Origin of the sequence: Vitreoscilla filiformis, from assembly GCF_002222655.1 — a bacterium.
GTDB lineage: Bacteria > Pseudomonadota > Gammaproteobacteria > Burkholderiales > Burkholderiaceae_C > Ideonella > Ideonella filiformis.
This window is the reverse complement of record NZ_CP022423.1, coordinates 3179429-3203323: the sequence shown is the minus strand read 5'-3', so window position 1 is coordinate 3203323 and position 23895 is coordinate 3179429. Positions and strand designations below refer to the sequence as shown.

The following is a 23895-nucleotide window of genomic DNA, read 5'->3' as shown; positions in this document are numbered from 1 at the left end:
AGACGACAGTCAGGCGGGGGCGTGCAGTTCAAACGTCTCCAGTCCGGCACCGATCAGTTCGGGCGAGATGCCAAACGCCCAGGCCGTGGCCGCAGCGGCCAACAGGGCCTCGGTGTAAGCGGCATCGTCGGCCAAACCGTGGCGGGCCAGCACTTTGCGAGCGTCCACGCCGAGTTGTTCGCCCTGGGCGCTGACCAACCGCACGCAACCGTGGCGCAGCACCGCTGCCCGACCGCCCGCAGCCAGGTGATCACGCACCGCCGCCGACAGCCCATCGGCTCCTTGTTGGGTGTAAAGCACCACCTCGCCGTCGCACAGTTCGGCCAGGGACAGCACGGCGGCTTCGTCGGCATTGAGCACGCCGGCGCCGTCGGCAAACACCACGTCGATTTGGGTGCGCAACACCTTGTAGAGCTGCTCGGCGTCGCGCACATCGTGGTGTTCCAGGCCGGTGAAGCCGTCGAAATCGGTCACCAGGCCGACGTGGCAGCGGTCGTACGGCAAACCATCGTCGAGGATCAGGGCCGGCGGGTTTTGGAACACGGCGGCGCGGGCCTCGCGGTTCATCAGCAGGCGGTGGCCCGCGTCCCAGAACTGGTGGTTGTTGCGGAAGCGGGCGCGCTCAATGCGGCGGTTGCCGGCGAACAGGCCGTCGTCGCAGGCCAGCGCGGTGTGGCGGCCACTCAAGTGGATGAGCCAAGCCACGGCGCGGGCGATCAAGCTGCTGCGGCGCGTGCCGGCCACGCCGACGACGGGAATGCGGCCAATGTGCGGTTCGGCGTCGCCATCGGGGAACAGGTGATCGACGATGGCTTGGCCGACCGGGCGCGGTTGGCCTTCAGCGGGCTTGAGGTGCATCAGCAGCCCCGGCCCGGCGTTGACTTCGACGATGGCCCCGCCCGTTTCGGCCAGGGGTTTGCCGATGTCGGTGGTCACCAGGTCGATGCCGGCGATGTCCAGCCCGACCACGCGGGCGGCCAAGCTGACGATTTGGGCCACATCCGGGTGGACGTCATCGGTGCAATCGATGGTGAGGTTGCCGTTGCGTTGCACCAACACTTCACGGCCCGCAGCGGGCACCGATTCCCCGGTCAAGCCTTGGCGTTCCAGCACCAGGCGAATCACCGGCTCGCGATCCAGCTTGATGGTTTCGAGCGGAAACTCCTCGGCCTCGCCGCGACGCGGGTCGGTGTTGAGCTGGCTGTCGATGAGCTGCACCACGGTGGAGCGGCCATCGCCGGTGATCCACAGACTTTCGCCGCGTGTGGCCGCCACGACCTTGCCGCCCACCACCAACACCCGGTGTTCATCGCCCCGGATGTAGCGCTCGACGATCACCTCGCTACCTTCCGCATCGGCGATGGGCCACGCGGCTTCCACCTCCTCGCGGGTGCGCAGATCGAGGCTCACACCCCGGCCATGGTTGCCGTCGGTGGGCTTGACCACCACGGGCAGGCCGATGTCTTCGGCGGCTTCCCAGGCTTCGGCGGGGCTGTCCACCACCTGACCTTCGGGCACGGGCACGCCGACCGAGGTCAACAAGGTTTTGGTCAGATCCTTGTCGCAGGCGATGTTTTCGGCGATTGCGCTGGTCAGGTCGGTTTCGGCTGTCCAGATGCGGCGCTGGCGCGCACCATGGCCGAGTTGCACCAAGTTGCCATCGTTCAAGCGGATGTGCGGGATGCCGCGATCCGTCGCCGCCGCCACGATGCTGGCGGTGGACGGGCCGAGGTAACAATCGTCGATGGCTTGGCGAATGGCCTCGACGGCAGCGGGCACCGCGAAGGCTTCATCGTTGAGCGCCGCACTCAGCAGCGCGTGGCCTTGTTGCAGGGCGACGCGCCCCACTTCTTCGTTGCGGGCGCGGAACACCATGCGGTAAACGCCGTGGCGGCTGGTGCTGCGCGTTTGACCAAAGCCGGTGGGCATGCCCGCCAGGTTGAGCAGCTCAATGACGCAGTGTTCGAGGATGTGCCCGGCCCACGTCCCTTCCCGCAGGCGCTGGATGAAACCACCGCGTTCCCCGACGCCGCAGTGGTGTTCCTCCAACGCGGGCAGCAGGGCCAACAGGCGGTCATTGAAGCCGGGCAGCAGGTTGGAGGGGTAGTCTTCCAGCTCGCCCAAATCCAGCCAGACTTCCATCACCGGCCGGTACGTCCAGATGTTGGGGCCGCGCAGATAGGTGATGCGCTCAAGGGTGATGTCTCGTCGAGGTGCGGTGTTCATAGAGCGGGTGAGAGGTACAAACAAGGGGAACAAGTGTCCCCGCAATGGGGATTCTGGGTGATTCTGCGCTTGACGTTGGGGTCTCAGCGCATCCACCAGGGATGAAGTCGCTGGGTTTGGGAAGGTGTTGGCGCAGAATCCGAAGCTTTTGCTGTGTTGGGGTTGGTGGTCGCTGCCATGCATTCTTCTTCTTCAGAACCTGTTGTGGGTGCCAATGAGGTGCCGCTGGCGTGTGCCGAAAACGTCATCGCCCGCTGTGACGTTGACCTCAACGACCGGCTGCACTTCGCCAGCGGCCAGTTGGTGCTGACCGATCAGCGCCTGTTGGCCCGCATGGCCGGGGCTTCCGAGTGGCAAAGTTGGCCGCTGCGCACCGGGTTGCAACTGCGTCACCACGACCACGCCGGCATCGCCACCCTGACGCTGCAAACCGAAACCGAGCGCGTGATGGCATGGCGCTGCACGCTGGCGCTCAACGTGCAAGCGCTGCGTTTTGTGCGGCGGTTTGAACAGCGGCTGGACGAGCTGGCACGCGGCGCCACCACCGAAGCGAACGACCCCGCGTTGTGCCCCACCTGCCACGCGCCGCTGCCACCCGAAAGCGACGAATGCCCCGCCTGTGAGCGTGAACTCAACACGCCGCCGTCCACGTGGGTGCTGCTGCGCTTGGGGCGGTTTGCCAAGCCGTATCAGGGCCAGTTGCTGGCGGGTTTTCTGCTGATGCTGGCCAGCACGGGGGCCACCTTGGTGCCACCGTACCTGACGATTCCGCTGATGGACGAGGTGCTGATTCCGTTCCAGAGCGGGCAGCAAATCGACACCGGTTATGTGCTGCTGTTGCTGGCGGGCTTGCTCGGTTCGGGTTTACTGGCGTGGGGCTTGGGTTGGGCGCGCACCTGGATCTTGGCGCTGGTGAGCGAGCGCATCGCCGCCGACTTGCGCACCACAACGTTCGATCATTTGATGACCCTGTCGCTCGATTACTTCGGCGCCAAGCGCACGGGGGATTTGATTTCCCGCGTCGGCTCGGAAACGGATCGCATCTCGGTGTTTCTGTCGCTGCACGCGCTGGATTTCGCCACCGATGTGCTGATGCTGCTGATGACTTCGATCATCCTGTTCTCCATCAATCCTTGGCTGGCGCTGGTGACGCTGCTGCCGCTGCCCTTCATCGCTTGGATGATCCACACCGTGCGCGACCGGCTGCGCACCGGTTTCGAAAAAATCGACCGCGTTTGGGGTGATGTGACCAACGTGCTGGCGGACACGATTCCGGGCATTCGTGTGGTCAAGGCGTTTGCGCAGGAAAAGCGCGAGTCGGGGCGGTTCAAAGAGGCCAACCAGCAAAACTTGGCGGTCAATGACAAGCTGAACAAAACCTGGAGCTTGTTCTCCCCCACCGTCACGCTGTTGACCGACATGGGGTTGCTGGTGGTCTGGGCCTTTGGCATCTGGCAGGTGAGCCGGGGGGACATCACGGTGGGCGTGCTGTCGGCGTTCCTGGCCTACATCGGGCGGTTTTATGGGCGTTTGGATTCGATGAGCCGCATCGTGTCGGTGACGCAAAAAGCCGCTGCCGGGGCCAAGCGCATTTTTGACATCCTGGATCACGTCTCCAACGTGCCCGAGCCGGCGCAGCCTGTGCCCTCGGCGGCGCGGCTGCAAGGCGCGGTGACGATCCGCGACATTGGGTTCCGCTACGGCAACCGCTCGGTGATCCGGGGTTTGAACTTGGACATTCGCCCCGGTGAAATGATCGGCCTGGTGGGGCACAGCGGTTCGGGCAAGAGCACGCTGGTCAACTTGATCTGCCGGTTTTATGACGTGACCGAGGGCGCCATCCTCGTCGATGGCACGGACATTCGCCGCTACGCCGTGGGTGACTATCGCCGCCACATTGGCCTGGTGCTGCAAGAGCCGTTTTTGTTTTTTGGCACCATCGCCGAGAACATCGCTTACGGCAAGCCGGACGCCACCCGCGAACAAATCATCGCCGCTGCCCGCGCTGCGCACGCCCACGAGTTCATCCTGCGCTTGCCGCAAGGGTATGACTCGCTGGTGGGCGAGCGCGGCCAAGGTTTGTCGGGTGGGGAGCGACAGCGCATCAGCATTGCCCGGGCGCTGTTGATCGACCCGGCCATCCTCATCCTCGACGAAGCCACCTCGGCGGTGGACACCGAAACCGAGAAGGAAATCCAAAAGGCGCTGGACAACCTCGTCCAAGGCCGCACCACGATTGCCATTGCGCACCGGCTGTCCACGTTGCGCAAGGCGGATCGCTTGGTGGTGATGGATCGCGGCGAGGTGGTCGAAGTGGGCCCGCACGATGCGTTGATGGCGGCGCAAGGCGCGTACTGGCGTCTGTACGAAGCCCAGGCTCGCCGGGCTGAAGCCGATGGCGAAGGGGGCTTGGAGCACGAAGCCGCGTTGTTGGCGCATCAAGTGCCGCAGCCCAATGCCCACACTGCCGCGTGAAGGAGCCGCATCCATGAGCCTTGACATCACGTTGACCCGCGACGCCTTTGGCCGCCTCGTTCTCACCACCGCCGACGGCGTGCGCCACGAGGACATCAGCCCCGTGCGCGCCTTCCCGCTGGCCGAGCCCCAAGCGCACATTTCTTTGGTGGGCAGCGACGGGCGCGAGCGGCTGTGGGTGAATCACCTGGACGAGTTGCCGACGGCGGCGCGTCAGGTGCTGGAGGAGGCGCTGGCGCAGCGCGAGTGCCTGCCGGTGATTGAGCGCATTGTGAGCGTGAGCACCTTTGCCACGCCGAGCCAGTGGGACGTGCAAACCGACCGGGGCCGCACCACGCTGCTGCTCAAAGCCGAGGAGGACATCCGCCGCTTGCCCGAGCCGGGGCGTTTGCTGATCGCCAGCGGGCACGGGCTGCATTTTGTGGTGGCGGATCGGTTCGGGTTGGATCGGGGGTCGCGGAGGTTGTTGGAGCGTTTTCTCTGACACTGCGAACCGTGTTCATCGCCCCAAGGTGTGCCCTGTGCGTCGCCAGACCCGTTCTCATCCGTCCCCGCTGTCTCCCTTACCCGACATTGAACAACCGCCCGCGCCCCACGAGGGACTGGGCCCGTTGTTGCGCTACTGGCGCCGCCAGACCCTGCACCGCTTCCATCTGAGCGAGGACAAAGCCCCGGACGAGGTGATCGACCACACCTTGCGCCAAGGCGTCGAAATGCGCGGCACCAACCTGTGGGTGCTGGTGTTGGCCATCGTCATGGCCTCGGTGGGGCTGAACGTCAACTCGACGGCGGTGATCATCGGCGCCATGCTCATTTCTCCCCTGATGGGCCCGCTCATGGGCCTGGGCTACGGGGTGGGCATCAACGATTTTCAGTTGATGCGCGAATCACTCAAAAACCTCGGCGTGGCGGTGCTGCTGGCGCTGTTGACCTCCACGCTGTATTTCGCCCTCACGCCGCTGAGTGCCGCCCAGTCCGAGCTGCTGGCGCGCACCACACCGACCATCTGGGATGTGCTGATCGCCCTGCTTGGTGGCTTGGCCGGCATCATCGGCTTGACGCGCCGGGAAAAATCCAACGTCATCCCCGGTGTGGCCATCGCCACAGCGCTGATGCCGCCCTTGTGTACCGCCGGCTACGGCCTGGCCAACGCCAACGCCACCTTTTTCTTCGGGGCGTTTTACCTGTTCGCCATCAACAGCGTGTTCATCGCCGTGGCCGCTGCGCTGGTGACACGCGCCTTCCACGTCCAAGAAAAAACCTTTGTGGACACCCGCGTGGCCCGGCGGGTGCGCAGTTACATGATGACCATTGTGGTCGTCACGGTGCTGCCCAGCGTGTTCTTGGCCTACCAGTTGGTGCAGGAAGAAGTGTTCAAGTCCCGGGCGGCGCGGTTTGTGAGCACGGAGTTCAGCTTCCCCCGCACCCACGTGACCCAAACCCAAATCGACCCCAAAGCCCGCGCCATCGACGTGACTTTGGTCGGCGAGCACGTCCCCGCCGAGCGGCTGGCGAGTGTGGCCGAGCGCCTGGCTGCCGCTGGCCTGAGCCGTGCCCGGCTCGATGTCCACCAAGCCGACTCCGCCAAACTCGACGTGACCGAACTCAAAACAGGGCTGTTGAGCGATCTCTACACCAAGAGCCAACAAGCCCTGGAAGGCCGCGATCAAACCATCGCCGAACTGCGATCCCAATTGCAGGCGCACACCGAACGGCAACAACAATTGGCACAACTGCCCCAGGAGCTGCGGGCCTTGTTGCCGCAGGTTCAGGCGGTGTGGCTGGCGCCGCAGGCCTTGCATTGGCAGGTCGAATCCCAGGCCGCCAGCGCGCCAGCGGCGGTGCCATCATCGTCCAACGTGTTGCTGAACCTCGGGGTGAACCGCCCGATCAGCGCCGCAGAGCGCACCAAGATCGAAGACTGGCTGCGGCAGCGGCTCCCGGGCACGCAAATCCGGCTGGTCGTGGAAGTGCAAAGCAACAGCGTCAAGGCAAAGTAGCCGGCCAACGAATCTCCAGCGTGCGCGGCATGGCCGACAAATGGCTGGGCAGGGCTTGCACGCTGGCGCTGGCTGTCCAGGCCGAAGGCAACATGCTGGCTTGGATGGCCTGGGCGCACTGCTTGGCGGTGTCGTCGTGGTAGATCAACGTCACGGCCTGCGGCGCTTCCGGGCGCGGTTGGCCCGAGCGCAGGGACTCCGCCAACACGTTGACCGGCGGCGGCACCAACGCCCCCGCTTGTTTCCACAAGTCGCGGTACGTGCGCAGCCGTTCGCGTTGCAACGGGTTGAACACTTGGCTGTGAATGACCACGCCGGCACACACCTGGGTCGTCGCTTCGGTCGCGGGGGAGGCCCTGGTGGCAGCGCCGGGCGCAGCGGTGGGGCGGGTGGCCGCCACGGCGGCGGCGGTGCTGCTGTTGCTGCTGCCGCACTCGTCCCAATCGCCTGAGGGGGCTTCCTCTTGCACGCCCCAGTAGCGCAAGCGCCCACCTTGCGCCGTGGCGCCCGGGCCAGCCCGCAGGCAGCTCAACACGTCCGGGCTGAGCAGCATTTTGCACAGCAGGGTGTTGGATGCGGGGGTGTCCGAGCAGCGCTGCAAGGTGTCTTGCAGCACGCATTGGCCCAGGCTCGAACGGCGGAACCAGGCGGTACTGGCCTCGTCGCAACCCCCGTCGGCGGGCTGGGTCACCAAACCGATCAGCCGGGCCGCCGTCGCGCCCAATTGCGTGGCGTTGCGCTGGCCGCTGGCGTAACCATCGACCAACTGTTGCAGCGTGCTGCGTTGCAGTTCGTCGGCTTTGTCGCGGTCGGTGCGCAGGGTGTCCAGGCCCTGCCACAACCCCAGGCTGGCCGTGGCGACAGCGCCCAAACCCAGCGACGCACTCACGACCGGATGCATGGCCGTGCGGGCCGGCGTGCGGCCCGTGGCGGTGGCCCCGGCAGCGGGTGGGGTGTCGGTGGCGCGCACGGTGGTGTCGGGTTCAAAGTGGCTGCGCAAGTGCGTTTGAGCCTGCACCCCGCCCAGGTGCTCCAACAACTGGCCGTGCCCCAAACTCTGGCCCAGCGCCTGGCCGAGCACGAAGTAACTTTCCCACTGCGCTTCGTCGAACGATTGGTCGGTGGTGGTTTGCTGCGGAAAGTCGGGGTTGTCGCGCTTGAAGTTGGCCAGATCGACCGGCAAACCTTGGTACATGTTGGGTTTGACGACAACCATCACCCCTTCCTCCCCCGTCGCATAAGCGATGTGGGCCACGCTGATGCACGCTTGGCTCTCCGGGGAAGCCAAGTCGTCCAGCCCGCCCAGCACCGACGCCGGGGCGTTGTGCGTCGGGCGCATGAAGGTGATTTTGACGCCCATGTCGATGCGCGCCTTGCGCACCAAATTTTCCAAATCGGCGAAGGCGTAAGTCGGATCGGCGCCGCAATCGGCCACCACGATCAGGCGGGCGCGTTCGGCCAGCAGCGCATAAGCGCCGGTGTTTTCGAAGTGGCCGCCGTCGCTCAAATACCAGTAGCTGTCGGGGCGGGTGTCGAACTTGCCCAGCATCTCTTGGGTGACGAGCCGGGTTTTGCGCAGCGGGTTGAGTCGCCCCAGGCGCTCGCGCCACGAGCGGGCGGTGGTGGGGGTTTCGTCGCGGCAATCCCACCAATAACCCAGGCGCAGGCCGGCGATCATCGTCAGCACCGAAATGCCGGTGCGCGTCATGCTGCCCAGGCCGGGGGCCAACGCGGCGCCGGACACCGCCATCCACAGCCCCAGCGTTTCCGGCATGGCTCGCGGCGGACGTTGCCAGCCTCGCAGGCCCAGGCGGATGTGCCCGTGCGGCGCCAAGGTCAACCCTTGGCCTTGGCGGTCTTGGTTCAGCAGGCCGTTGGCTTGGTCGAGGGTTTGATTCGCGCAGATGTTGAGCAGATGCACCGGCCCGCCAGCGCGGTGGGGGGCGTAGTCGGTCATGAGCACATCATCGCCGGGGGCGTCTTGCCGCACCACGGTGGTGATGGGCTGGCCAGCGGGCGTGCGTTGCAGCACCGAGGATGCCGGCGTAGCGGGCAAACGTTGCGGATTGGCCGCCCCCAAAAACGCCCGCACCAGGCGCGAACGGTAAAACCCGTGCAGGGAAGACAGGTTGAGGAAATCCACACTCCAACCTGTGCCCGCCATGTAGGCCAAGCAGGTCAGCGCCAAGGCGCAGGCGGCGCCCAGGGAAGCCGCCACATCCAAGCTGGTGCCTGTCATCAGGGCGGTGTAGCGGATCACCAAGGCATAGGCCGCGCACACCCAGACGATGCACAGCATCCCCAGCAGCCCCAAACCGAGCCAGTGCGCCAGCGTCACCAACGACACGCTGCGGCCCGCCAAACTCGTGGTGCCATCGCCCGATGTCCAGCGGGGGATGCCGGCGCGGGCCGCCATGGCCAGCAGCGCCAACACCGTGCTGAACAAAGTCACGCTGCCGCCTTCGAACACCAGATACCAGGCCACGCGATCCAGCAGCCCGAGGGTGAACAAGGCCACGCCCCATTGACCGAGGCGCTCCAGCGGCACGGTCAAGTCCCGGCGCACGGCTTCGGCCCAGGCGTGGGGTGGCACGTCGGCGCTTTGGTGCGCGGCCACGGTGCGCAGGGCCAGCAGATGGCCACTCACCCACATCGCCCCAGCACCCAAGCCGACCGGGGCGAACCACGCGGGCCAGCGCCCAGCGTCGTCCAACCATCCGAGCAGGGCAGATGCCGCCATGACACCGACCCAAATCGCCGTGTGGAACCACCGCAACCGGCGCCACGCCGGCCCAGGGCGCTCGCCCACCGACCAATAAGCACAGGCATAAGTGCCCACTGGCAGCGCCAGCGCCGGCAGCAGCAGCCACAGGGTGGGCCAGGCGGTGCGGTGGCCCATCCAGGTGTCCCAGTTGCTGACGTGTTCCAGGCCCAGCGTCCAGACGCTGAGGTTGAGCACCGCCAGCACCGCCCCCACCAGCAAACCCAGCACGCCGATTTCGACGTGGATGGCCAGCAAGTTGCGCAGGTAAATCACCAGCGCGTACACCACGCCGTTGGCGCTTTGAGGAAACAAATAACGCCCATTGGCGCGCAGCCAATGGCCGAACCACGTTGCGTCGGCCTGGCCGAGTTGGCGCTCGATGTGGGCAGCGGTTTGGCCGTGGCCGGGGGTGCCGTCGGCGGGTTTGGCGGCATCGAACAGCCGGCCCAACGCCGAGCCGATGTAACCCCCGCCCGACACGGTCGAGAGCACATCAAAACGATTCAGCAGGCGTTGCCCGGCCAGCGCCTTGATCAGCCCGAAACAAAAAATCGCGCTGCGGATGCCCCCACCCGACAGCGCCAGCCCCCACAGCCCATGCCCGTCCAGATTCGGCGCTGGGGGGCCATCGGAGGTGCGGCAGAGGGTTTGCCGTCGCTCCTGCACCATCTGGCGGATCAGCGGGGAAGAGCCGGAAAGGGCGTCCCCGACGGGTGCATCATCGGCCGGCTCAACCGGGGCGGCGGAAGGAGGGGGCAAGTTCATGATGATGCACGGGCAGGGGAGAAGAAGGGATCAAACCGCCAGCAGATCGACCTCAAACACCAAGGTGGCGTTGGGCGGAATCACACCGCCCGCGCCCCGGGCACCGTAGCCCAGGTGCGGCGGGATGGTCAGCACGCGCCGGCCACCGACTTGCATGCCTTGCACGCCTTCGTCCCAGCCCTTGATCACCCGGCCACCGCCCAGCGGGAAGTTGAAGGGTTGGCCCCGATCCTTGCTCGAATCGAACTTGCGGCCGCGTTGGTTCGGGGCGCTCGGGTCGAACAGCCAGCCGGTGTAATGCACCGACACGGTGTGCCCAGCCCGCGCCGTGGCGCCACTGCCGACCACCTCGTCCACCATCACCAACTGCGGACGCTCCGGCGTGGGCAGCAGTTCAACTTCAAACACCAGCGTGGCGTTGGGCGGAATCACACCGCCCGCGCCGTAGGCGCCGTAGCCCAGTTCGGGCGGGATGACCAAAACGCGCTTGCCGCCCACGCACATGCCTTGCACGCCCTCGTCCCAACCGGGGATGACCATGCCGGCACCCAGTTGGAATTCGAAGGGTTCGCCATGGTCACGGCTGGCGTCGAACTTGCGGCCGCGTTGTTGGGGGGCTTGGGCGTCGTGGAGCCAGCCGCTGTAGTGAACGGTGATGGTTTGGCCGGCACGGGCGGGCGCACCGCTGCCGGTGACCACGTCGTCATATTGCAAACCGCTGGGGGTGGTGATCATGAAAACACTTTCCAAAATGAAGGTCGAGCCACGAAAGAGTGGCCGATCATGCCATCGCCCACTACAGTGCCGCGCATGAGATTGACGTTGGATGTATTGGGCCTCTTGCCCTGGGCAGACTGGCTGGCGTTGGGGTTGTTCTTTATCGGTTGGGTGGGTTACGCCTTGTTTGCCAAGCGGCGCTCCCGCACCCACATGACCATCCTGGCGGCCACCAACCGCGAGCGCCGGCGCTGGATGTTGCGTTCCACGTACCGGGACAACCGCATCATCGACGGCTCGGTGGTGCAGGTGCTGTCGAGCAGCCCGTCGTTTTTTGCGTCGACGACGCTGCTGATCATCGGTGGCTTGCTGGCGGTGCTGGGCACGGCGGAGAAAGCCGCCGAACTGGCCCGCGAGCTGCCGTTTGCCGCCCGCACCAGCGCCTTGGTGTTCGATCTGAAGCTGGCGTTGTTGACGGCCATCTTCATTTACGCCTTCTTCCGTTTCACTTGGAGCATGCGGCAGTACAGCTTCGGCGCCTTGCTCGTGGGCGCCGCCCCCAACCGCGACGATGGTTGGACGGACGAACAACGCCAAGCCTTCGCCGACCGGGCTGGGGGCGTCATGGCGCTGGCCGCCGAGTCGTTCAACGATGGGCTGCGCGCCTACTACCAGGCGTTTGCCGTGGTGGCGTGGTTTGTGTCGCCCTGGGCGTTTTTGGCGGCTTCGTGGAGTGTGGTGTGGGTGCTGTACCGGCGCGAATTCCACTCCGATGTGCTGACCTTGTTGGCCCAGCCCGAAACGGGGCCAGACGCACCCGGTTGAATCCGGCGCAAAGACGCTGACACCGCTGCGGGCTAACCTGCCGCCCCTGTTTGTCGGAGTTTGCGAAGACCGGAGCGCCTGTCATGCCCCATCGTTTGGCCCATCACCCGTCGGCGTTTGTGCGCCAGCAAGCCCAGCATCCCGTGGATTGGCACATCTGGGGCTCGGAGGCGTTGACGCGAGCCCAAGCCGAAAACAAACCGCTGTTGGTGTTCCTTGGCCATACCACCAGCCCGGCCAGCCAGCATCTGGCGCAGGTGTGTTTTCGCCAGGCGGACACCGCCCGCCACATGAACACCGGTTTCGTCAATGTGTTGGTGGATCGTGCCTGCCGGCCCGATTTGGATCAGTTGTTCCAGCAGGCCCACGAGGTGCTGCAACCTGGGTCGCGGGTGGGATGGGCACCGCAAATGGTATTTTGTTCGGCGCGGGGGCTGCCGTTTCACAGCTTGGCGTGTCCGGGAGGGGCCAAGGGGTGGCCGTGGATGGGGGATGTGTTGTCCACCGTGGCCCGCTTGTGGTGCGATCAGCGCGATGGGTTGCTCGCCCAAGCCCGCACGGTGCGCCAGCGGCTGGGCGAGGGTGCCCCAGAGGGTTCACCGCTGTGGCATGCCGACACCGATGTCCGAGCCTGGATGACCCAGGCCCGCTTGCAGTGGGGGGCCGCTTACGACGCGCCGCACGGTGGTTTCGGTGGCTGGCCCCGGCAGGCGCATCCGACGGTGCTGGCCGCCCTGTTGCATGAAGGTCAGCAAGGCGACGAAGCCGCTCGGCGCATGGCGTTGCACAGCCTGCGCTGCATGGCGCAAAGTCCGCTGTTCGACGCGGCGGCGGGTGGTTTTTTCCATGCGTGCCAAGCACCGGCTTGGCAGCAGCCTTCGCCGGAAAAGACGCTGGCCGACAACGCCATGCTGGCCTGGGTCTACGCCCAAGCGGCGCAGTCGGACAGCGATCCCTTGTGGCCCCAGGTGGTGGAAGCCACCGTGGCGTTTGTGCTGCGCGATTTGCAAGCCACGCTGTGCGAGGCCCACAGCCCGCCGTTACAAGGTGGTTTTTGCACGGCCTTGGCCACCCTCGGGGGCACCACCCTGCGCGACAGCCACCAATCCACCGCGCTGAATGCGCTCATGCTGCGGGCCTTGGTGGCGGGGGCGCGGGTGTGCCACCGCCCGGCGTGGCATCACTTGGCGCGTGAGACGCTGCGGCACCTGTGCCAAACCCGCCTGACGCCTGAAGACCGCTTGTTGGCGTGCGCTGGAGAAGATGGGACGCTGGACGATCATGCGTTCTTGTTGGAAGCCGTGCTGGATCTGCACGCCGCCGATCCCCAACCCGGTGACATGGCACTGGCGTGCGTTTTGGCCGATGCGCTGCATGAACGCTTTGAAGACCCCGTCGAGGGTGGTTTTTTCTTGGCCTCGCACGACGCCCCACCGCTGTGGCATCGACTCAAACCCAGCGCCGACCGGATTCTCCCTTCCGGCAACGCCAGCGCCATGGCCGGGCTGGCCCGCTTGGGTCGGACGCAGGACCGGCGTTCCGCCCAGCGGGTGCTGGAAGCGCTGCGTCTGCAAATCTGCATGGAGCCTGCCAGTCACGCGGCTTTGTTGCAAGTCGCCGTCAGCCTGTATGGCGTGAGCCCGCTGGGCAGCGCACAATCCGCGTGTCCCACGGGCGCGTGACGGACACGTTTTTTTCACACGTCGCCCGTGTGTGCCTCATTGTTTTGGAGTCATTTCATGCGTGTTTCTCATTTCTTTTCGCAGCGTGCTCGGGTGGTCGGATGGGGGCTGGTGTGCGCAGGCTTGGTCGGCCCCGCGCTGGCACAGGACACGGGCACCGTGCTGTCGCCGGGGGCGGCTTCCGGGCCGGTGATCGTCCGTCCGGTGACCTCGCAGCCGACGATGCCGATTCAACCCCTGACCCCAGTGGCGCCCGCCGATGCATCGACCCCACCGCCCGCCGCCAAGCCAGAGCTGAGCAAGCCGGTGGTGGCCAAGCCGGTGGTGGCCAAGCCTGCCGCCGAGGAAGTGCGCACGGCCGATGCGAGCACGGACGCGAAGAAAAAACCCAAGGTGGCCAAGCCTGCCGATCGCGCAGCCCATGCACCGGCGCGGGCGGCCAAGGCGGGCAAGCAAGCCCAAGGCACTGCGCTGGCCTATTCGGGCAAAGCGACGAAGGCTGACAAGAAAGCCAAGGCCGCCGCCAACAAAGCCGAGAAGAAAGCCAAGGATCAGAAGGTGAAGGCCGACGCCAAAACCAAGGCCAAAGCAGACACCAAAGCCAAGGCGGACACCAAGGCCAAAGCCAATCCCAAGCCGAAGGCTTGATCGCGTCGCCATTGGCGTTTGAACCTTGTGGACAGGGAGCGTGGGCTTGTCATCCCGGTTGTGTGTGGAAGCCATGTCGCCATGGCAGCTCTATTTTGGGTTGAGTGGTCGCATCGACCGGGCCACGTTTTGGCACGGTGTCTGGGTGTTGACCTTGGTGGTGTCCGCTTTACTGGACATTGCCGGCGGCGTGGACGAACGCCTGGAGCGTCGACTGCCGCTGTTGTTGCTGTGGCCTGGGGTGGCCCTGTCGGTCAAACGCTGGCATGACCGCGATCACTCCGCTTGGTGGGGTGTGGTGGTGCTGTTGCTGTTGATGTTCCTGCCCAGGGGAGCGTGGATCGGCTGGTTGTGGCTGTTGTTAGACAACGGCTTGCGCCCCGGCTCACTCGGCGCCAATCGTTTTGGCCCGCCCCAGGTTCAGGATGTCTCGGTGCGCCGCCGCCGTGCGGGGGGCGAGGTACCGGCCCGGGCGGGGCTCAGTCCGGAAAGCGCAGACCCGCCAGGCGCAGATAAGTACGGGCTATCCACCGAACCACAGTCCGACCCAGCCAAGCCGGCCAGCCCGGCTTGAGCGGCGGCGTCGTGATGCGTTGCGCCTGGGCCAACGCCTGGGCCAGCGCTTCGGTGACGGCTTGGTTGAAGCGCGGGTCGCGCACCACCACATTGGCCTCCAAGTTCAGCAGCAGCGACAGCGGGTCAATGTTCGAACTGCCCACCGTGGCCCAGTTGCCGTCCACCCGGGCGGCCTTGGCGTGCAGGAACGCGGCGCTGTACTCGTGGATTTCCACCCCGGCGGCCAGCAGTTCGTCGTACAGCACGCGGGCGGCCAGTCCGGCGAGCCAGTAATCCGGCTTGCCTTGCAGCAGCAGACGCACCCGAACCCCGCGTCGCGCCGCATCGACCAACGCTTGCCGAAAGTGGCGCCCCGGGTAGAAATACGGCGTCACCACATCGACGTGTTCACGCGCTTGGGCCAAGGCCATCAAGTGACAGTGTTCGATGGCGTGGCGGTGGCGCCGGTTGTCTCGCATCACCAGGGCGACGGTCGCGGCGCCGCACGCCCCCGACGGAGCCGGTGGGGCGACCAGCGCCCGAGGTTGGCGGCGCTGGCGCCACGCTTGCCAAGGGTGGTGCAAGCTGTCCCGCACCCGGGCGCGCCAGCGTTGCCAGCGCAACACCCGGGCCCAAACGTCGCGCAGGGCTTGCACCACTGCGCCCACCACCGGGCCACGCAGTTGCACGGCCAGGTCAAAGCGAGGCACGGCGCTGGGCGGATGGCCGATGTTGCGGCGATCGTCCAAGATGTTGATGCCGCCCACGAAGGCCCGCTCACCATCCACGCTGCACAGCTTGAGGTGCAACCGGCGCAGCAGCGTCGGGCGCAGCCAGTGCCAGACGTGTTCCAAAGGCCGAAACGCGGCGATTTCCACCCCCGCCGGCACCAGGCGTTGACGCAACGCGGCCACGGTATCCCGGCTGCCGAATCCGTCCACGACCACGCGCACGCGCACCCCGCGCCGAGCGGCATCGGCCAGGGCTTGGCACAGCGGGGCCCCGGCTTCGTCGAGTTGAAAGATGTAGGTGGCCAGCCAGACTTCGTGCCGAGCTTGGCGGATGGCCGTGAGCATGGCGGGAAACAGCGCGTCACCGCCGCGCAGCAGATCGATTTGGTTGCCGGCGATCCACTGCGGCCCGTGCTGGGGGGTTACTGGGGTGGGGTGATCCACGCCAGCTCCACCAGCAAGGGCAGGTGATCCGACAGGCGCGTCCACATCGCCCCACGCGGCACCTCGCTGTGCAGGCCATGCAGGCCGCGCACGTACACCCGATCCAGCGCAAACACCGGCCAGCGCGACGGAAAGGTGCGGTGCCCGCCGCGAGGTTCGTTCGGTGCGCTGGCGCGTGTCAGGCCGGCTTGGCGCATGGGGCCGTCGAGTTGGCCGCGCCAGTCGTTGAAATCGCCGGCCACCAACACGGCATCGTCGGGTGGCACGGCCCGTTGCACATAGGCACCGAGCCGCTGCACCTGGCGCAGCCGGCTGGCGTGGATCAGCCCAAAGTGCGCCACGATGATGTGCAAACTTCGATCGTGCCAACGCAGCGGCACGTGCAACAACCCCCGCTGTTCGAAGCGGTGATCGGACACATCGTGGTGATGCACTTCCGGCAGCGGCCAACGCGACAGCAGCGCGTTACCGTGTTCCCCCTGCGGGGTCACAGCGTTGGTGCGGTAGGCGCAGGCGTAGCCTTCGGGGGTGAGGCAGGCGGCTTGCCCGTCGGCGGGCCATCCACGTTCAGGATGGGCGAAGCGGCGTGCGTCGCCCCGGTGGAACAGCCGCACCTCTTGCAAGCACACCAAATCGGCCCCCAAGCCGGCCAGCCCTTGGCGTTGCTGGTGAATCTCCAGGCGACGCACCGGCCCCACCCCGCGCACGCCTTTGTGGATGTTGTAGGTGACCACGCGCAGCGTGGCAGGGGCGGTGGCCTCCATGGCGTGGGTCATGGTTGAGTCGAGGCAGCGCAGGAGGCCAGGTGCGGCAGTTGCAGGATGGCTTCGGCATTTGAGGGCGAGAAACAGCGATCCGCCGCCTCACGCCAGGGCAGCCAGACGAAAGCGGTGTGTTCACGCGGCGCCAGCCGCACCGGCGTGCCCGGGGGGACGCACAGGCCGAACACGTGCTCGGTGTTGTGGGTTACGCCCGGGGCGTAGCGATGGCGCCAGCGTGGGTAAATTTCGTAGATGTTGGACAACCCCCAGTCCCGCAGCGCCGAAGCCGGAATGCCGAGGCTGCCGACGATGATGCCGGTTTCCTCTTGCACTTCGCGGGCGCAGACGGTGGGCAATGGTTCGTCCAGATGGTCTTTCGAACCGGTGACGCTTTGCCAGAAACCGGGCGCGTCGGCGCGTTCGATCAGCAGCACGTCCAGCGCCGGGGTGTGGATCACCACCAGCACCGATTCGGGGATTTTGGGCGGGCGAGGGGAGGTCGGGGGAGCGGTCATGGTGCGATGCTAGCTGCGCCCCATCACCCGGGTCATGCGGGATGTTTTCAGCGCATCCGGGCAATGGCAACGAAGGCGGCGATCAGCAACACCCCATGCCCCACCGCCGCCGCGATGGTCAACGCAATGGCCGGGCGCAAACGGGCCACCTCGTTGGCATGGCGCCCCAGCGCCACCGCCGCCGCCAGGGACAGCGGCGCCGCACCCAACGCCCACCAGGCCGTGCTGGGCAGCCAGTCCACCCACCACCAGGCCCCCACCCAGCCGTGGGCCAAGGTCACCAAGGCCGCATAACCCCAGACCGCCCGGCGTGGCCCCCAACGCACCACCAGGGTGTGTTTACCGCTGGCGGCATCGGCTTGGGCATCGGGAAACTCGGCGGCCCACAGAATCGCCGCCACCAACAGGGCCAGCGGCACCGCCGCCACCGCTGCGATGGCGCTGAAGCTGTGGCGCTGCACATAGTCCGCCCCGATGACGATCAGCCACCAGCCCAGCGCCACGGCCAGTTCGCCCCAACCCCGCCCCATCAGCGCAATGCGTGGGTTCGAGTAGGCCCAACCCAGCGCCAACCCGGCCAAGCCCACCAGCAGCAAACCCGGCCCGCTGCGTGCGGCCAAGATCACGCCACCGCCCACCACCACGATGGCCAAAATCTGCGCCGCCGTCAGCATCGCCTCGGCGGAGACAACCCCCTCTTGAATCACCCGCGAGCCGCCGCTGAAGGGGAACAAACGCTGGGTGTTGATGGCATCGGAGCCGAGTCGATCGTCGCCCCAATCGTTGTAGAGGTTCACGGCGGCGTGGGTCAGCACGGCCAGGAGCACGGTGGCCACGGCGGCGGGGGCGTCCCAGCCGCAGCCGCAGGCTTGGGGAATGACCACGCCCAGCACGGCGGCCACCAAGCTGACCACCAAGAAACCCGGTCGGCTGGCTCGCAGCCAGCGCTGTGCAGAAGCAAACAGTGTCATCGTCATGCGGCGTAGATTGCGGGAGTGCGAGCGTGGGGGCTTGCGCGCCATCAAGTTTCAACCCCGATGATGGCAGGGCTTTGGGCGTTCTCCCTCTGCCGACTCGGGGCCGAATTGGGTATGTTGGCGGTGTGGGCCCGCCGTCCGGTCGGGCCAATCGGCAGGAGACGACGTCATGCAAACAGTTCCCCACGCGCACCTATCGAGCGCCGCCCGCCTGGCCGCCATGGGCCCCTCGCACTGCGATGCCGATGAGCCGCTGGCCCCTGAGTTGATCACCTCGGCGGTGCTGGCGCGTTGGCGCTTGGATCACCCGGACTGGATGTTCGCCCCCCAACGCGGCGGCCTGTTGACGCGGCGTTTCTTCTTCCGCGATTTCAAACAAGCCTTTGCGTTCATGACACAGTTGGCGCTCTACGCCGAGCAGCACAACCACCATCCCGAGTGGAGCAACGTCTACAACCGCGTGGACATCACCCTGACCACCCACGATGCCAACGGCGTCACCCAACGCGACCTCGACCAAGCCGCGTACGCCGACGAAGTTCACCGCCGCATCCTGCACCACACGGCCTGAGCGAAGGGGCGGCGTGCCGTCGCTCAGTGGTAGATCGCCGAGGTTGAGGCCCGTGCGGTGCTGGCCGAGGCAGTGCGCGGGCCACGCGCCGATCGCACCCGGGCTGGGCTGGCCGCTTGAACCGGACGCCAAGGCCACGAACCGCCCCCTCCGAGCGGTGCGGGCGTCGCCGGTGGAGTGCCGTGGCCGGCGCCACCCTTCGAGCTCGACGGCGCTGGCGCAGCGCGGGGCGGTGTGGTGGTGGGCGCGTCAGGTGGGGCGTCGAGCGGTGTGGCTGGGGTGGCCGCTTGTGCGGACGGACGGGCGTCCGCTGCGGGATGCAAAGCCAGTGTCCACAGCACCGCCGCCAGCAACTCCACCAGCAAGGATTGCAGCAGCGAAGACATCAACCCCAGCCCCGCCACGGGCACACCCAGCCAACCTGCCAGGAGCCGATCCACCGGGTCTTGCTGTTGTTGCTGGCGCTGTGCGTCTTGCTGCGCCGCCGCAGCGGTGAGCAGACGGTGCAATTCAGCCGCTCGTTCGGCCTGGGCGCGCTCGGTTTGATGCGCTGCCGCTTGGGCGCGCCAACTCGCCAGCGTCACTTGGGCGGTGCGGCAGGCGCCCGGGGTTCGTTGCTCACACCGTTGCCACGTGGCTTCGGCTTGGGCCAACCGGCTTTCGACGCGGGCTTGTTCGGTGGCGAGGACGGTCAAAGGGCGGGCTTGGAGGCCGTCCAGTTCACGTTGCCACGCTTGGGCTTGCTGGGTGGGTTGCACGGCTTCGGCACGCACATCGCCGGCCCGTTGGCTGGACGCGGTGAAAAAGTGCGCGTGGCCGTACAGCGTGGCCAGCACGCAGCCCAGCCACAAGGCCCAGGCCCCGACCCAGCGTCGGGCCAAAGCGGGCAGTAGATGAGCCCCCAAGGCCAGGGCCACCGCCGCCGCCGTCATCAGCCCTCGATCGAGGGGCGCTTGTGCGCGTTCCAAGGCCGCTGCTGCCGCCATCGACACGCCCACTGCCGTGGTCAAACCCGCCAAGCCGAAGCAAAGGGCGGCAGGGCGCACAAAAGGGGGTGCGGAACGCATCATGGGGCAGGCTCCAGAATCACGCATCGTTCATCGGATCTGCCAGGGGCTTGGGGCGCCGATCCGGAAACGCCCCAGGGGTGGAACTGTACATGCATCCAGTTGTGGATAACAACAGGTGTGATCTCTTGCCAACAAAGCCCCCGGTGCGGGAACGCGGACAATCCCGCTCATGCGTCATCGCCACGTTCATCTGCAATACCAGTTGCAACCGGAGCCACAGGCCGGCGAGGCCGTGCGCCATGCGCTGTTCGACATGCTCGGCGCCGTGCAAACCCAGGGTTCGATCCAACATGCGGCCCGGGTTTTGGGGGTGTCCTACCGGCATGTGTGGGGTGCGCTCAAGCAGTGGGAAGAAACGCTGGGTGAAGCGCTGGTGGTGTGGGCGCAAGGTCAACCGGCCCGCTTGACGCCTTTGGCCCAGCGCCTGCTGTGGGCCGAAACACGGGCGCGTGCCCGTCTGGCGCCTCAGATCGACGGGTTGCGTGCCGAGTTGGAAGCCGTGTGGCGTGAGGCGCTGGAGGGCGCCCCGCGTGACGTTCTCACTTTGTGCGCCAGTCCGGAGGCCGTGTGGCCCCACTTGCGCGAGGTGCTGGGCCGCACGCACGCGCTGCATCTGGCCTGGCAGCCCACCCGCAGCGGGGACGCACTGCACGCCCTGGCCGAAGGGCGCTGCGATCTGGCCGCGTGCCATGTGCCGAGCACGCTGGCGTGGCAAGCCGGTTGGGGGCAGGCGCTGCGGGCGCGGTTGAAATCGGGGCGTTATCAGTGCATCGCGTGGGGGCGGCGTTCGCTGGTGTGGATGTGCGCGCCCGGCAACCCGCTGCATCTGCAAGGCTGGGCCGATGTGGTGGCGCAGCGGGCGCGGTACGTCAACCGCGTAGAAGGGTCGCAGACGCGGCTGTTGGCCGATCTCTGGCTGGCACAACAAGGCGTGGCGGCGCGGGACATCGTCGGCTACACCGAAGCGCCCGAGGCGCATCATGTGGCGGTGGCGGCGGCCATTGCCAGCGGGGCAGGTGATGTGGGCCTGGGCGACGCCGCAGCGGCGGCCCGCTTTGGTCTCCACACCCAACTGGTGCAGACCGAGGAAGGTTTTTTGGTGTGCGAGCGAGACGCCTTGGAGCGCCCCGCCGTGCAAGCGCTGTGCGCGGCGTTGCAAAGCCCGTCATGGGCCGAGGCGTTGGCGCAGATCCCCGGCCACAGCCTCAGCGAACACAGCGGCCAAGCGCTGTCACTGGCCCGGGCGTTGCCCGGCGGGAGCGGGGGGCGCTGAACCCGCAGCGCGCATCACCTGTTGCTCATAGCGAGGGAACAAGTGGGCGACGTTGCGCAGGTATTCCGTTTGAAACGCAGCCCAGCGTTGGAATTCCGCCGGCACGGGGGCGCGCAGCACCTCGTTCATGTCCCAGCCTTGGCGGGCCCATTGGTTGAAATGCGTGTCCACCCAGCGCAGGTAGTCGCCCGTCTGCTGGGCGGCGGGCAGGGCGGTGAGGGCGGGTTGAACCGGGCCGTGGCTGGGCACCAGCCACGTCAGGGGCGCTTGTGTCCAGCGGGTGCGCAGCGCGTCCAAACTGGTGAGCCAATCGGCGATCTGTGCGTGCGGCGTGGTGGGAATGCGCTGCGCAAACACCAGCCCCCCCGCAAACATCACGCCGCTGCGCCGGTCGATCAGCACCAAGTCCGAGTCGGTGTGGCCGCGCAGTTCGATCAACTCGAACTCGCGCTCACCCACGCGCCAGCGCCCGCCCAGGGCAGCCACGTCCAACGTGCGGTCGGGCGGCAGGGCTTCGGTGCCGCGCATCCAGTCCCCGCAGAGGCGGTACAGGTTGTTTTCGTAGGACGCGGCTTCACGCGCCACCCCCGCCCGGGTGCTCGCCGTGGCCCAGCGCGGCACATCGGCAAAAGCCTGGTGGCCCAGGAAATAGTCCGGATGCAAGTTGAGCTGTACCACCCCGATCACCGGTTCGGGCGTGGTGCGCTGGATCAGGGCGCGCAACTGCTCGCCATAACGGCGGCTGGTGCCGCTGTTGATCACCAACACCCCCTGCCCGGTGGCAATGAAACCGGTGTTGATGATGTTGCAGCCATTGGCGACGCTGAAATCGGCATTCGCGCCCTCCACCACCCAGACGCCCGGTGCCAAAGCCCGGGCTTGCAAGCGGTAGTCGAGCTGCGCCGGATCGGCGGCGGGTGGCGGCGGGGCGGCTGCGGGCGTCGATTGCGCCAGCACGGGCAGCGAGGCGGCCAGCAGCACCAGCAGGCAGGCCATCATCAGCAGTCGGGTGGCGGTGGGCGGGGCACGGCGCATGGTCGCGATCCTCATTCGAGCCGGCTGGTGATGCGGTTGCCGTTGTTGTCGGTGCCAACGACGCGCACGCCACCGACCGGGGGCTGCGGAAAATCGAAGCTGAACACGGGGTTCTCGCTCAAGGGTTCGTAGCCGTGCAGGCGGGCCAGCTCACGGTCTTGGCCATCGCGCACGGACAAGCGGTTGATGAAAAACGCTGGCACGCCGCCTACCAAACCGGTGTCCTGCGGGTGCATGACGCGCAAGCGCAAACGCGATCCTGTGGTGCCCGGCACGCTGGTGAACAGCCGCCCGCTGACCTCGCCCAGGCTTTGTGACCAGGTGCCATCGCGCCGCGTCGCCCCGCTGACGGTGCAGCCGCCGCCCGCCGATTCCACCCAGGTGCTGCCCACATGCCAGACCCCATCGGCCGTGCGCGCCGCCACCCGCACCGGCGAGGCCTGTTCGAGCTTGAAGCGAAACGCGATCACCGGCAAAGCGGCCACCGGGAAAAATTCCAGCACCCGGCGAATCGGGTTGCGATCCACCAACACCATCAGTTGCTCGACCGGGCCCAACGCCGGATCGACACGCACGCTGATCGGCACGTTCATCGGATCTTCGGCAAACGCGGGGCCTTGCACCTGCACGCGGGCATCCCACGCGACCACGGCATTCGGGCCGAGGTATTCGCGCCGAATGTCCGGCCACGGATGCGAGCGCAGCGGGTCGCCTTCGAACGGATCGGGCGTCGGGGGCGAAGCGGCGTCAGCGGTGCGCAGCGCGCCTGAACTGAGCCAAGGCAGCACGCCCAGGCAGATGCTCAGGGTGCGGCGGGTGGTTGACATACGGCCTCCGGCAAAACGAGCACCGGGGCCCTCCGCCCCGGTGTGACCCGCATCAGACCGGAGGGGCGCAGCGCTGGCTAGAGAGAAAAAACCCGACCCAGTGGGTCAATTTGCGACAAAGCGGTTTGGGCTCTTCTGATGGTTCAGGTTACTTCGCATCGCAGATCCCTCACTGGTATCCAAACTTACACTGCGTAAAAGCTAAGTTGTTGATATATAAGAATTTTTTGCGATCCGATAGCCGTTAAGGGTGCTAATTACTCAGCGGTCTGAAGCATTGGATGTTGTACGGTTGCGACATTAATTGCTTGACGGGGGGGGGGGGGAGGCAAACTTTCATGGTTACTTATCAAAGGAGAGTTGTTATGGTCAAGCAATGGTTGCCTATGTTGGCTGTTGTGTTCGCAGGTGCCGCTAGCGCAGCAGAGGGGGGGGGTGAAAAAATTGAGCAAGCCCTGGCACAGGCGTCTTCTGGTACAGCACGGTTTTCGCATGGAATGCTTATTTCTTTGGGGTACAACAAGCAAGATAATCTTCAGCAAATTGCTAACTCGCGCTTTGCAGAAGCGGGTGCATCGGGATTTGAATTTAGTATTGGATATTCTGCAACATTCGCGCCAATCCGAGATTGGAACGAAATAGAAGCTGGTGTTGGGTATAAATTGGCGCTGGGTTCTGGTGGCGGAGCTGATTCTACATATGAAACGAAAGTTGCTGCCCCATTTGTTTATGCTGGGGTACTTTTCCCGATGGCAAATGGAGCCGCCATGGGAGTAGGAGTTCAGCTTGATTTCCCAAGTAGAATTTCATTCAATAGTCAGGGTTCTTCATCTGAGCCTGGATTTGAAATTGAAGGAGTAAAAAGTAAGGGGAGAAAGCTGGTTTACGCTGAGTGGCAGTTCGGAAAAGAGTCGGCACTGGCCAACAAGAGTTATTTTGTTCGGGTGGGGGTGGGGGGATTTTCTTATTCAACTCCTAGTGGCGATCGAACGGATAAAACAGCCCAGATATCTTTTGGTTTGAAGCTGTAAGCG

Annotated in this window: 20 protein-coding genes and 1 pseudogene; 10 read left to right on the top strand and 11 right to left on the bottom strand. The window is 66.0% G+C overall.

Going from position 1 to position 23895, the window contains the following annotated elements; all coding sequences use genetic code 11:
- Positions 1-9: 9 nt before the first annotated feature.
- Positions 10-2226: a cyanophycin synthetase gene (locus VITFI_RS15135; protein WP_089417684.1), complete on the bottom strand. Its 2217-nt coding sequence runs from the start codon at positions 2224-2226 to the stop codon at positions 10-12.
- A gap of 177 nt (positions 2227-2403) precedes the next feature.
- On the opposite strand from VITFI_RS15135, the gene VITFI_RS15130 reads away from it, so the two are divergent.
- The 3 genes from VITFI_RS15130 to VITFI_RS15120 are packed head-to-tail and all read left to right on the top strand — an operon-like array spanning position 2404 to position 6701.
- Complete coding sequence (locus tag VITFI_RS15130) at positions 2404-4701, top strand: cyanophycin metabolism-associated ABC transporter (RefSeq protein WP_089418196.1); 2298 nt, start codon at positions 2404-2406, stop codon at positions 4699-4701.
- 13 nt (positions 4702-4714) lie between these two features.
- Positions 4715-5185 (top strand): cyanophycin metabolism-associated DUF1854 family protein, encoded by a 471-nt coding sequence (locus tag VITFI_RS15125; RefSeq protein ID WP_089417683.1) that lies wholly within the window; start codon positions 4715-4717, stop codon positions 5183-5185.
- A gap of 37 nt (positions 5186-5222) precedes the next feature.
- Positions 5223-6701 (top strand): TIGR00341 family protein, encoded by a 1479-nt coding sequence (locus VITFI_RS15120; RefSeq protein ID WP_157725717.1) that lies wholly within the window; start codon positions 5223-5225, stop codon positions 6699-6701.
- On the opposite strand, the gene VITFI_RS18280 is transcribed toward VITFI_RS15120, so the two are convergent.
- The 3 genes and pseudogenes from VITFI_RS18280 to VITFI_RS18270 all read right to left on the bottom strand — a co-directional run.
- On the bottom strand, positions 6688-10230 hold the full coding sequence (locus VITFI_RS18280; protein ID WP_089417681.1) for a patatin-like phospholipase family protein: 3543 nt from the start codon (positions 10228-10230) through the stop codon (positions 6688-6690). The two genes, VITFI_RS15120 and VITFI_RS18280, sit on opposite strands and share 14 nt — an antisense overlap.
- 30 nt (positions 10231-10260) lie before the next feature.
- Positions 10261-10590: an FKBP-type peptidyl-prolyl cis-trans isomerase gene (locus VITFI_RS18275; protein WP_198301776.1), complete on the bottom strand. Its 330-nt coding sequence runs from the start codon at positions 10588-10590 to the stop codon at positions 10261-10263.
- Between the two features lie 27 nt (positions 10591-10617).
- Positions 10618-10965 (bottom strand): annotated as a pseudogene (locus VITFI_RS18270) (FKBP-type peptidyl-prolyl cis-trans isomerase); the annotation flags it as partial.
- A gap of 75 nt (positions 10966-11040) precedes the next feature.
- Between VITFI_RS18270 and VITFI_RS15105 the strand changes: the two are divergent.
- The 4 genes from VITFI_RS15105 (at position 11041) to VITFI_RS15090 (ending at position 14676) form a co-directional block, all read left to right on the top strand.
- On the top strand, positions 11041-11772 hold the full coding sequence (locus tag VITFI_RS15105; RefSeq protein WP_089417679.1) for a DUF599 domain-containing protein: 732 nt from the start codon (positions 11041-11043) through the stop codon (positions 11770-11772).
- Positions 11773-11855: 83 nt separating this feature from the next.
- On the top strand, positions 11856-13454 hold the full coding sequence (locus tag VITFI_RS15100; protein ID WP_089417678.1) for a thioredoxin domain-containing protein: 1599 nt from the start codon (positions 11856-11858) through the stop codon (positions 13452-13454).
- 57 nt (positions 13455-13511) lie between these two features.
- Complete coding sequence (locus VITFI_RS18035) at positions 13512-14102, top strand: hypothetical protein (protein WP_157725716.1); 591 nt, start codon at positions 13512-13514, stop codon at positions 14100-14102.
- Between the two features lie 40 nt (positions 14103-14142).
- Positions 14143-14676 (top strand): DUF805 domain-containing protein, encoded by a 534-nt coding sequence (locus VITFI_RS15090; RefSeq protein WP_157725715.1) that lies wholly within the window; start codon positions 14143-14145, stop codon positions 14674-14676.
- Here the strand turns inward: VITFI_RS15090 and clsB are convergent.
- Genes clsB through VITFI_RS15070 form a run of 4 tightly spaced genes read right to left on the bottom strand, consistent with a single transcriptional unit; the run spans position 14582 to position 18085 of the window.
- Entirely contained in the window at positions 14582-15832 is a 1251-nt protein-coding gene (clsB, locus tag VITFI_RS15085) for a cardiolipin synthase ClsB (RefSeq protein ID WP_089417675.1), read from the bottom strand. The two genes, VITFI_RS15090 and clsB, sit on opposite strands and share 95 nt — an antisense overlap.
- The gene (locus VITFI_RS15080; RefSeq protein ID WP_089417674.1) at positions 15811-16608 is read right to left on the bottom strand and encodes an endonuclease/exonuclease/phosphatase family protein; all 798 of its coding nucleotides are present in this window, start codon (positions 16606-16608) and stop codon (positions 15811-15813) included. The genes clsB and VITFI_RS15080 overlap by 22 nt, the downstream gene beginning before the upstream one ends.
- On the bottom strand, positions 16605-17108 hold the full coding sequence (nudB, locus tag VITFI_RS15075) for a dihydroneopterin triphosphate diphosphatase (RefSeq protein WP_089417673.1): 504 nt from the start codon (positions 17106-17108) through the stop codon (positions 16605-16607). The genes VITFI_RS15080 and nudB overlap by 4 nt, the downstream gene beginning before the upstream one ends.
- Positions 17109-17155: 47 nt before the next feature.
- Complete coding sequence (locus tag VITFI_RS15070; protein ID WP_157725714.1) at positions 17156-18085, bottom strand: prenyltransferase; 930 nt, start codon at positions 18083-18085, stop codon at positions 17156-17158.
- Between the two features lie 169 nt (positions 18086-18254).
- On the opposite strand from VITFI_RS15070, the gene VITFI_RS15065 reads away from it, so the two are divergent.
- Positions 18255-18656 (top strand): 4a-hydroxytetrahydrobiopterin dehydratase, encoded by a 402-nt coding sequence (locus VITFI_RS15065; RefSeq protein WP_232476632.1) that lies wholly within the window; start codon positions 18255-18257, stop codon positions 18654-18656.
- 23 nt (positions 18657-18679) lie between these two features.
- Here the strand turns inward: VITFI_RS15065 and VITFI_RS15060 are convergent, their stop codons facing one another.
- Positions 18680-19726 carry a hypothetical protein gene (locus VITFI_RS15060; protein ID WP_089417671.1) on the bottom strand — a complete coding sequence of 349 codons (1047 nt, stop codon included), beginning with the start codon at positions 19724-19726 and terminating at the stop codon, positions 18680-18682.
- A gap of 169 nt (positions 19727-19895) precedes the next feature.
- On the opposite strand from VITFI_RS15060, the gene VITFI_RS15055 reads away from it, so the two are divergent.
- Positions 19896-20999 (top strand): substrate-binding domain-containing protein, encoded by a 1104-nt coding sequence (locus VITFI_RS15055; RefSeq protein ID WP_089417670.1) that lies wholly within the window; start codon positions 19896-19898, stop codon positions 20997-20999.
- On the opposite strand, the gene VITFI_RS15050 is transcribed toward VITFI_RS15055, so the two are convergent.
- Positions 20958-22034, bottom strand: a complete 1077-nt coding sequence (locus tag VITFI_RS15050) for a quinoprotein relay system zinc metallohydrolase 1 (protein ID WP_198301515.1) — start codon at positions 22032-22034, stop codon at positions 20958-20960. The two genes, VITFI_RS15055 and VITFI_RS15050, sit on opposite strands and share 42 nt — an antisense overlap.
- 11 nt (positions 22035-22045) lie before the next feature.
- Positions 22046-22861 (bottom strand): quinoprotein dehydrogenase-associated SoxYZ-like carrier, encoded by an 816-nt coding sequence (locus tag VITFI_RS15045; protein WP_089417669.1) that lies wholly within the window; start codon positions 22859-22861, stop codon positions 22046-22048.
- Positions 22862-23226: 365 nt separating this feature from the next.
- Here VITFI_RS15045 and VITFI_RS18030 point away from each other — a divergent pair, with 365 nt between their 5' ends.
- Positions 23227-23892 carry a hypothetical protein gene (locus tag VITFI_RS18030; RefSeq protein WP_157725713.1) on the top strand — a complete coding sequence of 222 codons (666 nt, stop codon included), beginning with the start codon at positions 23227-23229 and terminating at the stop codon, positions 23890-23892.
- Positions 23893-23895 lie beyond the last annotated feature (3 nt).

Bases quoted from the DNA above. Each gene is read 5' to 3' on its own strand.
- VITFI_RS18030 (WP_157725713.1), top strand. From the start codon at position 23,227: ATGGTCAAGCAATGGTTGCCTATGTTGGCTGTTGTGTTCGCAGGTGCC.
- VITFI_RS15100 (WP_089417678.1), top strand. From the start codon at position 11,856: ATGCCCCATCGTTTGGCCCATCACCCGTCGGCGTTTGTGCGCCAGCAA.
- VITFI_RS15050 (WP_198301515.1), bottom strand. From the start codon at position 22,034: ATGCGCCGTGCCCCGCCCACCGCCACCCGACTGCTGATGATGGCCTGC.
- VITFI_RS15060 (WP_089417671.1), bottom strand. From the start codon at position 19,726: ATGATGCGTTCCGCACCCCCTTTTGTGCGCCCTGCCGCCCTTTGCTTC.
- VITFI_RS18280 (WP_089417681.1), bottom strand. From the start codon at position 10,230: ATGAACTTGCCCCCTCCTTCCGCCGCCCCGGTTGAGCCGGCCGATGAT.
- VITFI_RS18275 (WP_198301776.1), bottom strand. From the start codon at position 10,590: ATGGTGGACGAGGTGGTCGGCAGTGGCGCCACGGCGCGGGCTGGGCAC.
- VITFI_RS15135 (WP_089417684.1), bottom strand. From the start codon at position 2,226: ATGAACACCGCACCTCGACGAGACATCACCCTTGAGCGCATCACCTAT.
- VITFI_RS18035 (WP_157725716.1), top strand. From the start codon at position 13,512: ATGCGTGTTTCTCATTTCTTTTCGCAGCGTGCTCGGGTGGTCGGATGG.
- VITFI_RS15130 (WP_089418196.1), top strand. From the start codon at position 2,404: ATGCATTCTTCTTCTTCAGAACCTGTTGTGGGTGCCAATGAGGTGCCG.
- nudB (WP_089417673.1), bottom strand. From the start codon at position 17,108: ATGACCGCTCCCCCGACCTCCCCTCGCCCGCCCAAAATCCCCGAATCG.
- VITFI_RS15045 (WP_089417669.1), bottom strand. From the start codon at position 22,861: ATGTCAACCACCCGCCGCACCCTGAGCATCTGCCTGGGCGTGCTGCCT.
- VITFI_RS15105 (WP_089417679.1), top strand. From the start codon at position 11,041: ATGAGATTGACGTTGGATGTATTGGGCCTCTTGCCCTGGGCAGACTGG.
- VITFI_RS15080 (WP_089417674.1), bottom strand. From the start codon at position 16,608: ATGACCCACGCCATGGAGGCCACCGCCCCTGCCACGCTGCGCGTGGTC.
- VITFI_RS15070 (WP_157725714.1), bottom strand. From the start codon at position 18,085: ATGACGATGACACTGTTTGCTTCTGCACAGCGCTGGCTGCGAGCCAGC.
- VITFI_RS15055 (WP_089417670.1), top strand. From the start codon at position 19,896: ATGCGTCATCGCCACGTTCATCTGCAATACCAGTTGCAACCGGAGCCA.
- VITFI_RS15065 (WP_232476632.1), top strand. From the start codon at position 18,255: ATGCAAACAGTTCCCCACGCGCACCTATCGAGCGCCGCCCGCCTGGCC.
- VITFI_RS15125 (WP_089417683.1), top strand. From the start codon at position 4,715: ATGAGCCTTGACATCACGTTGACCCGCGACGCCTTTGGCCGCCTCGTT.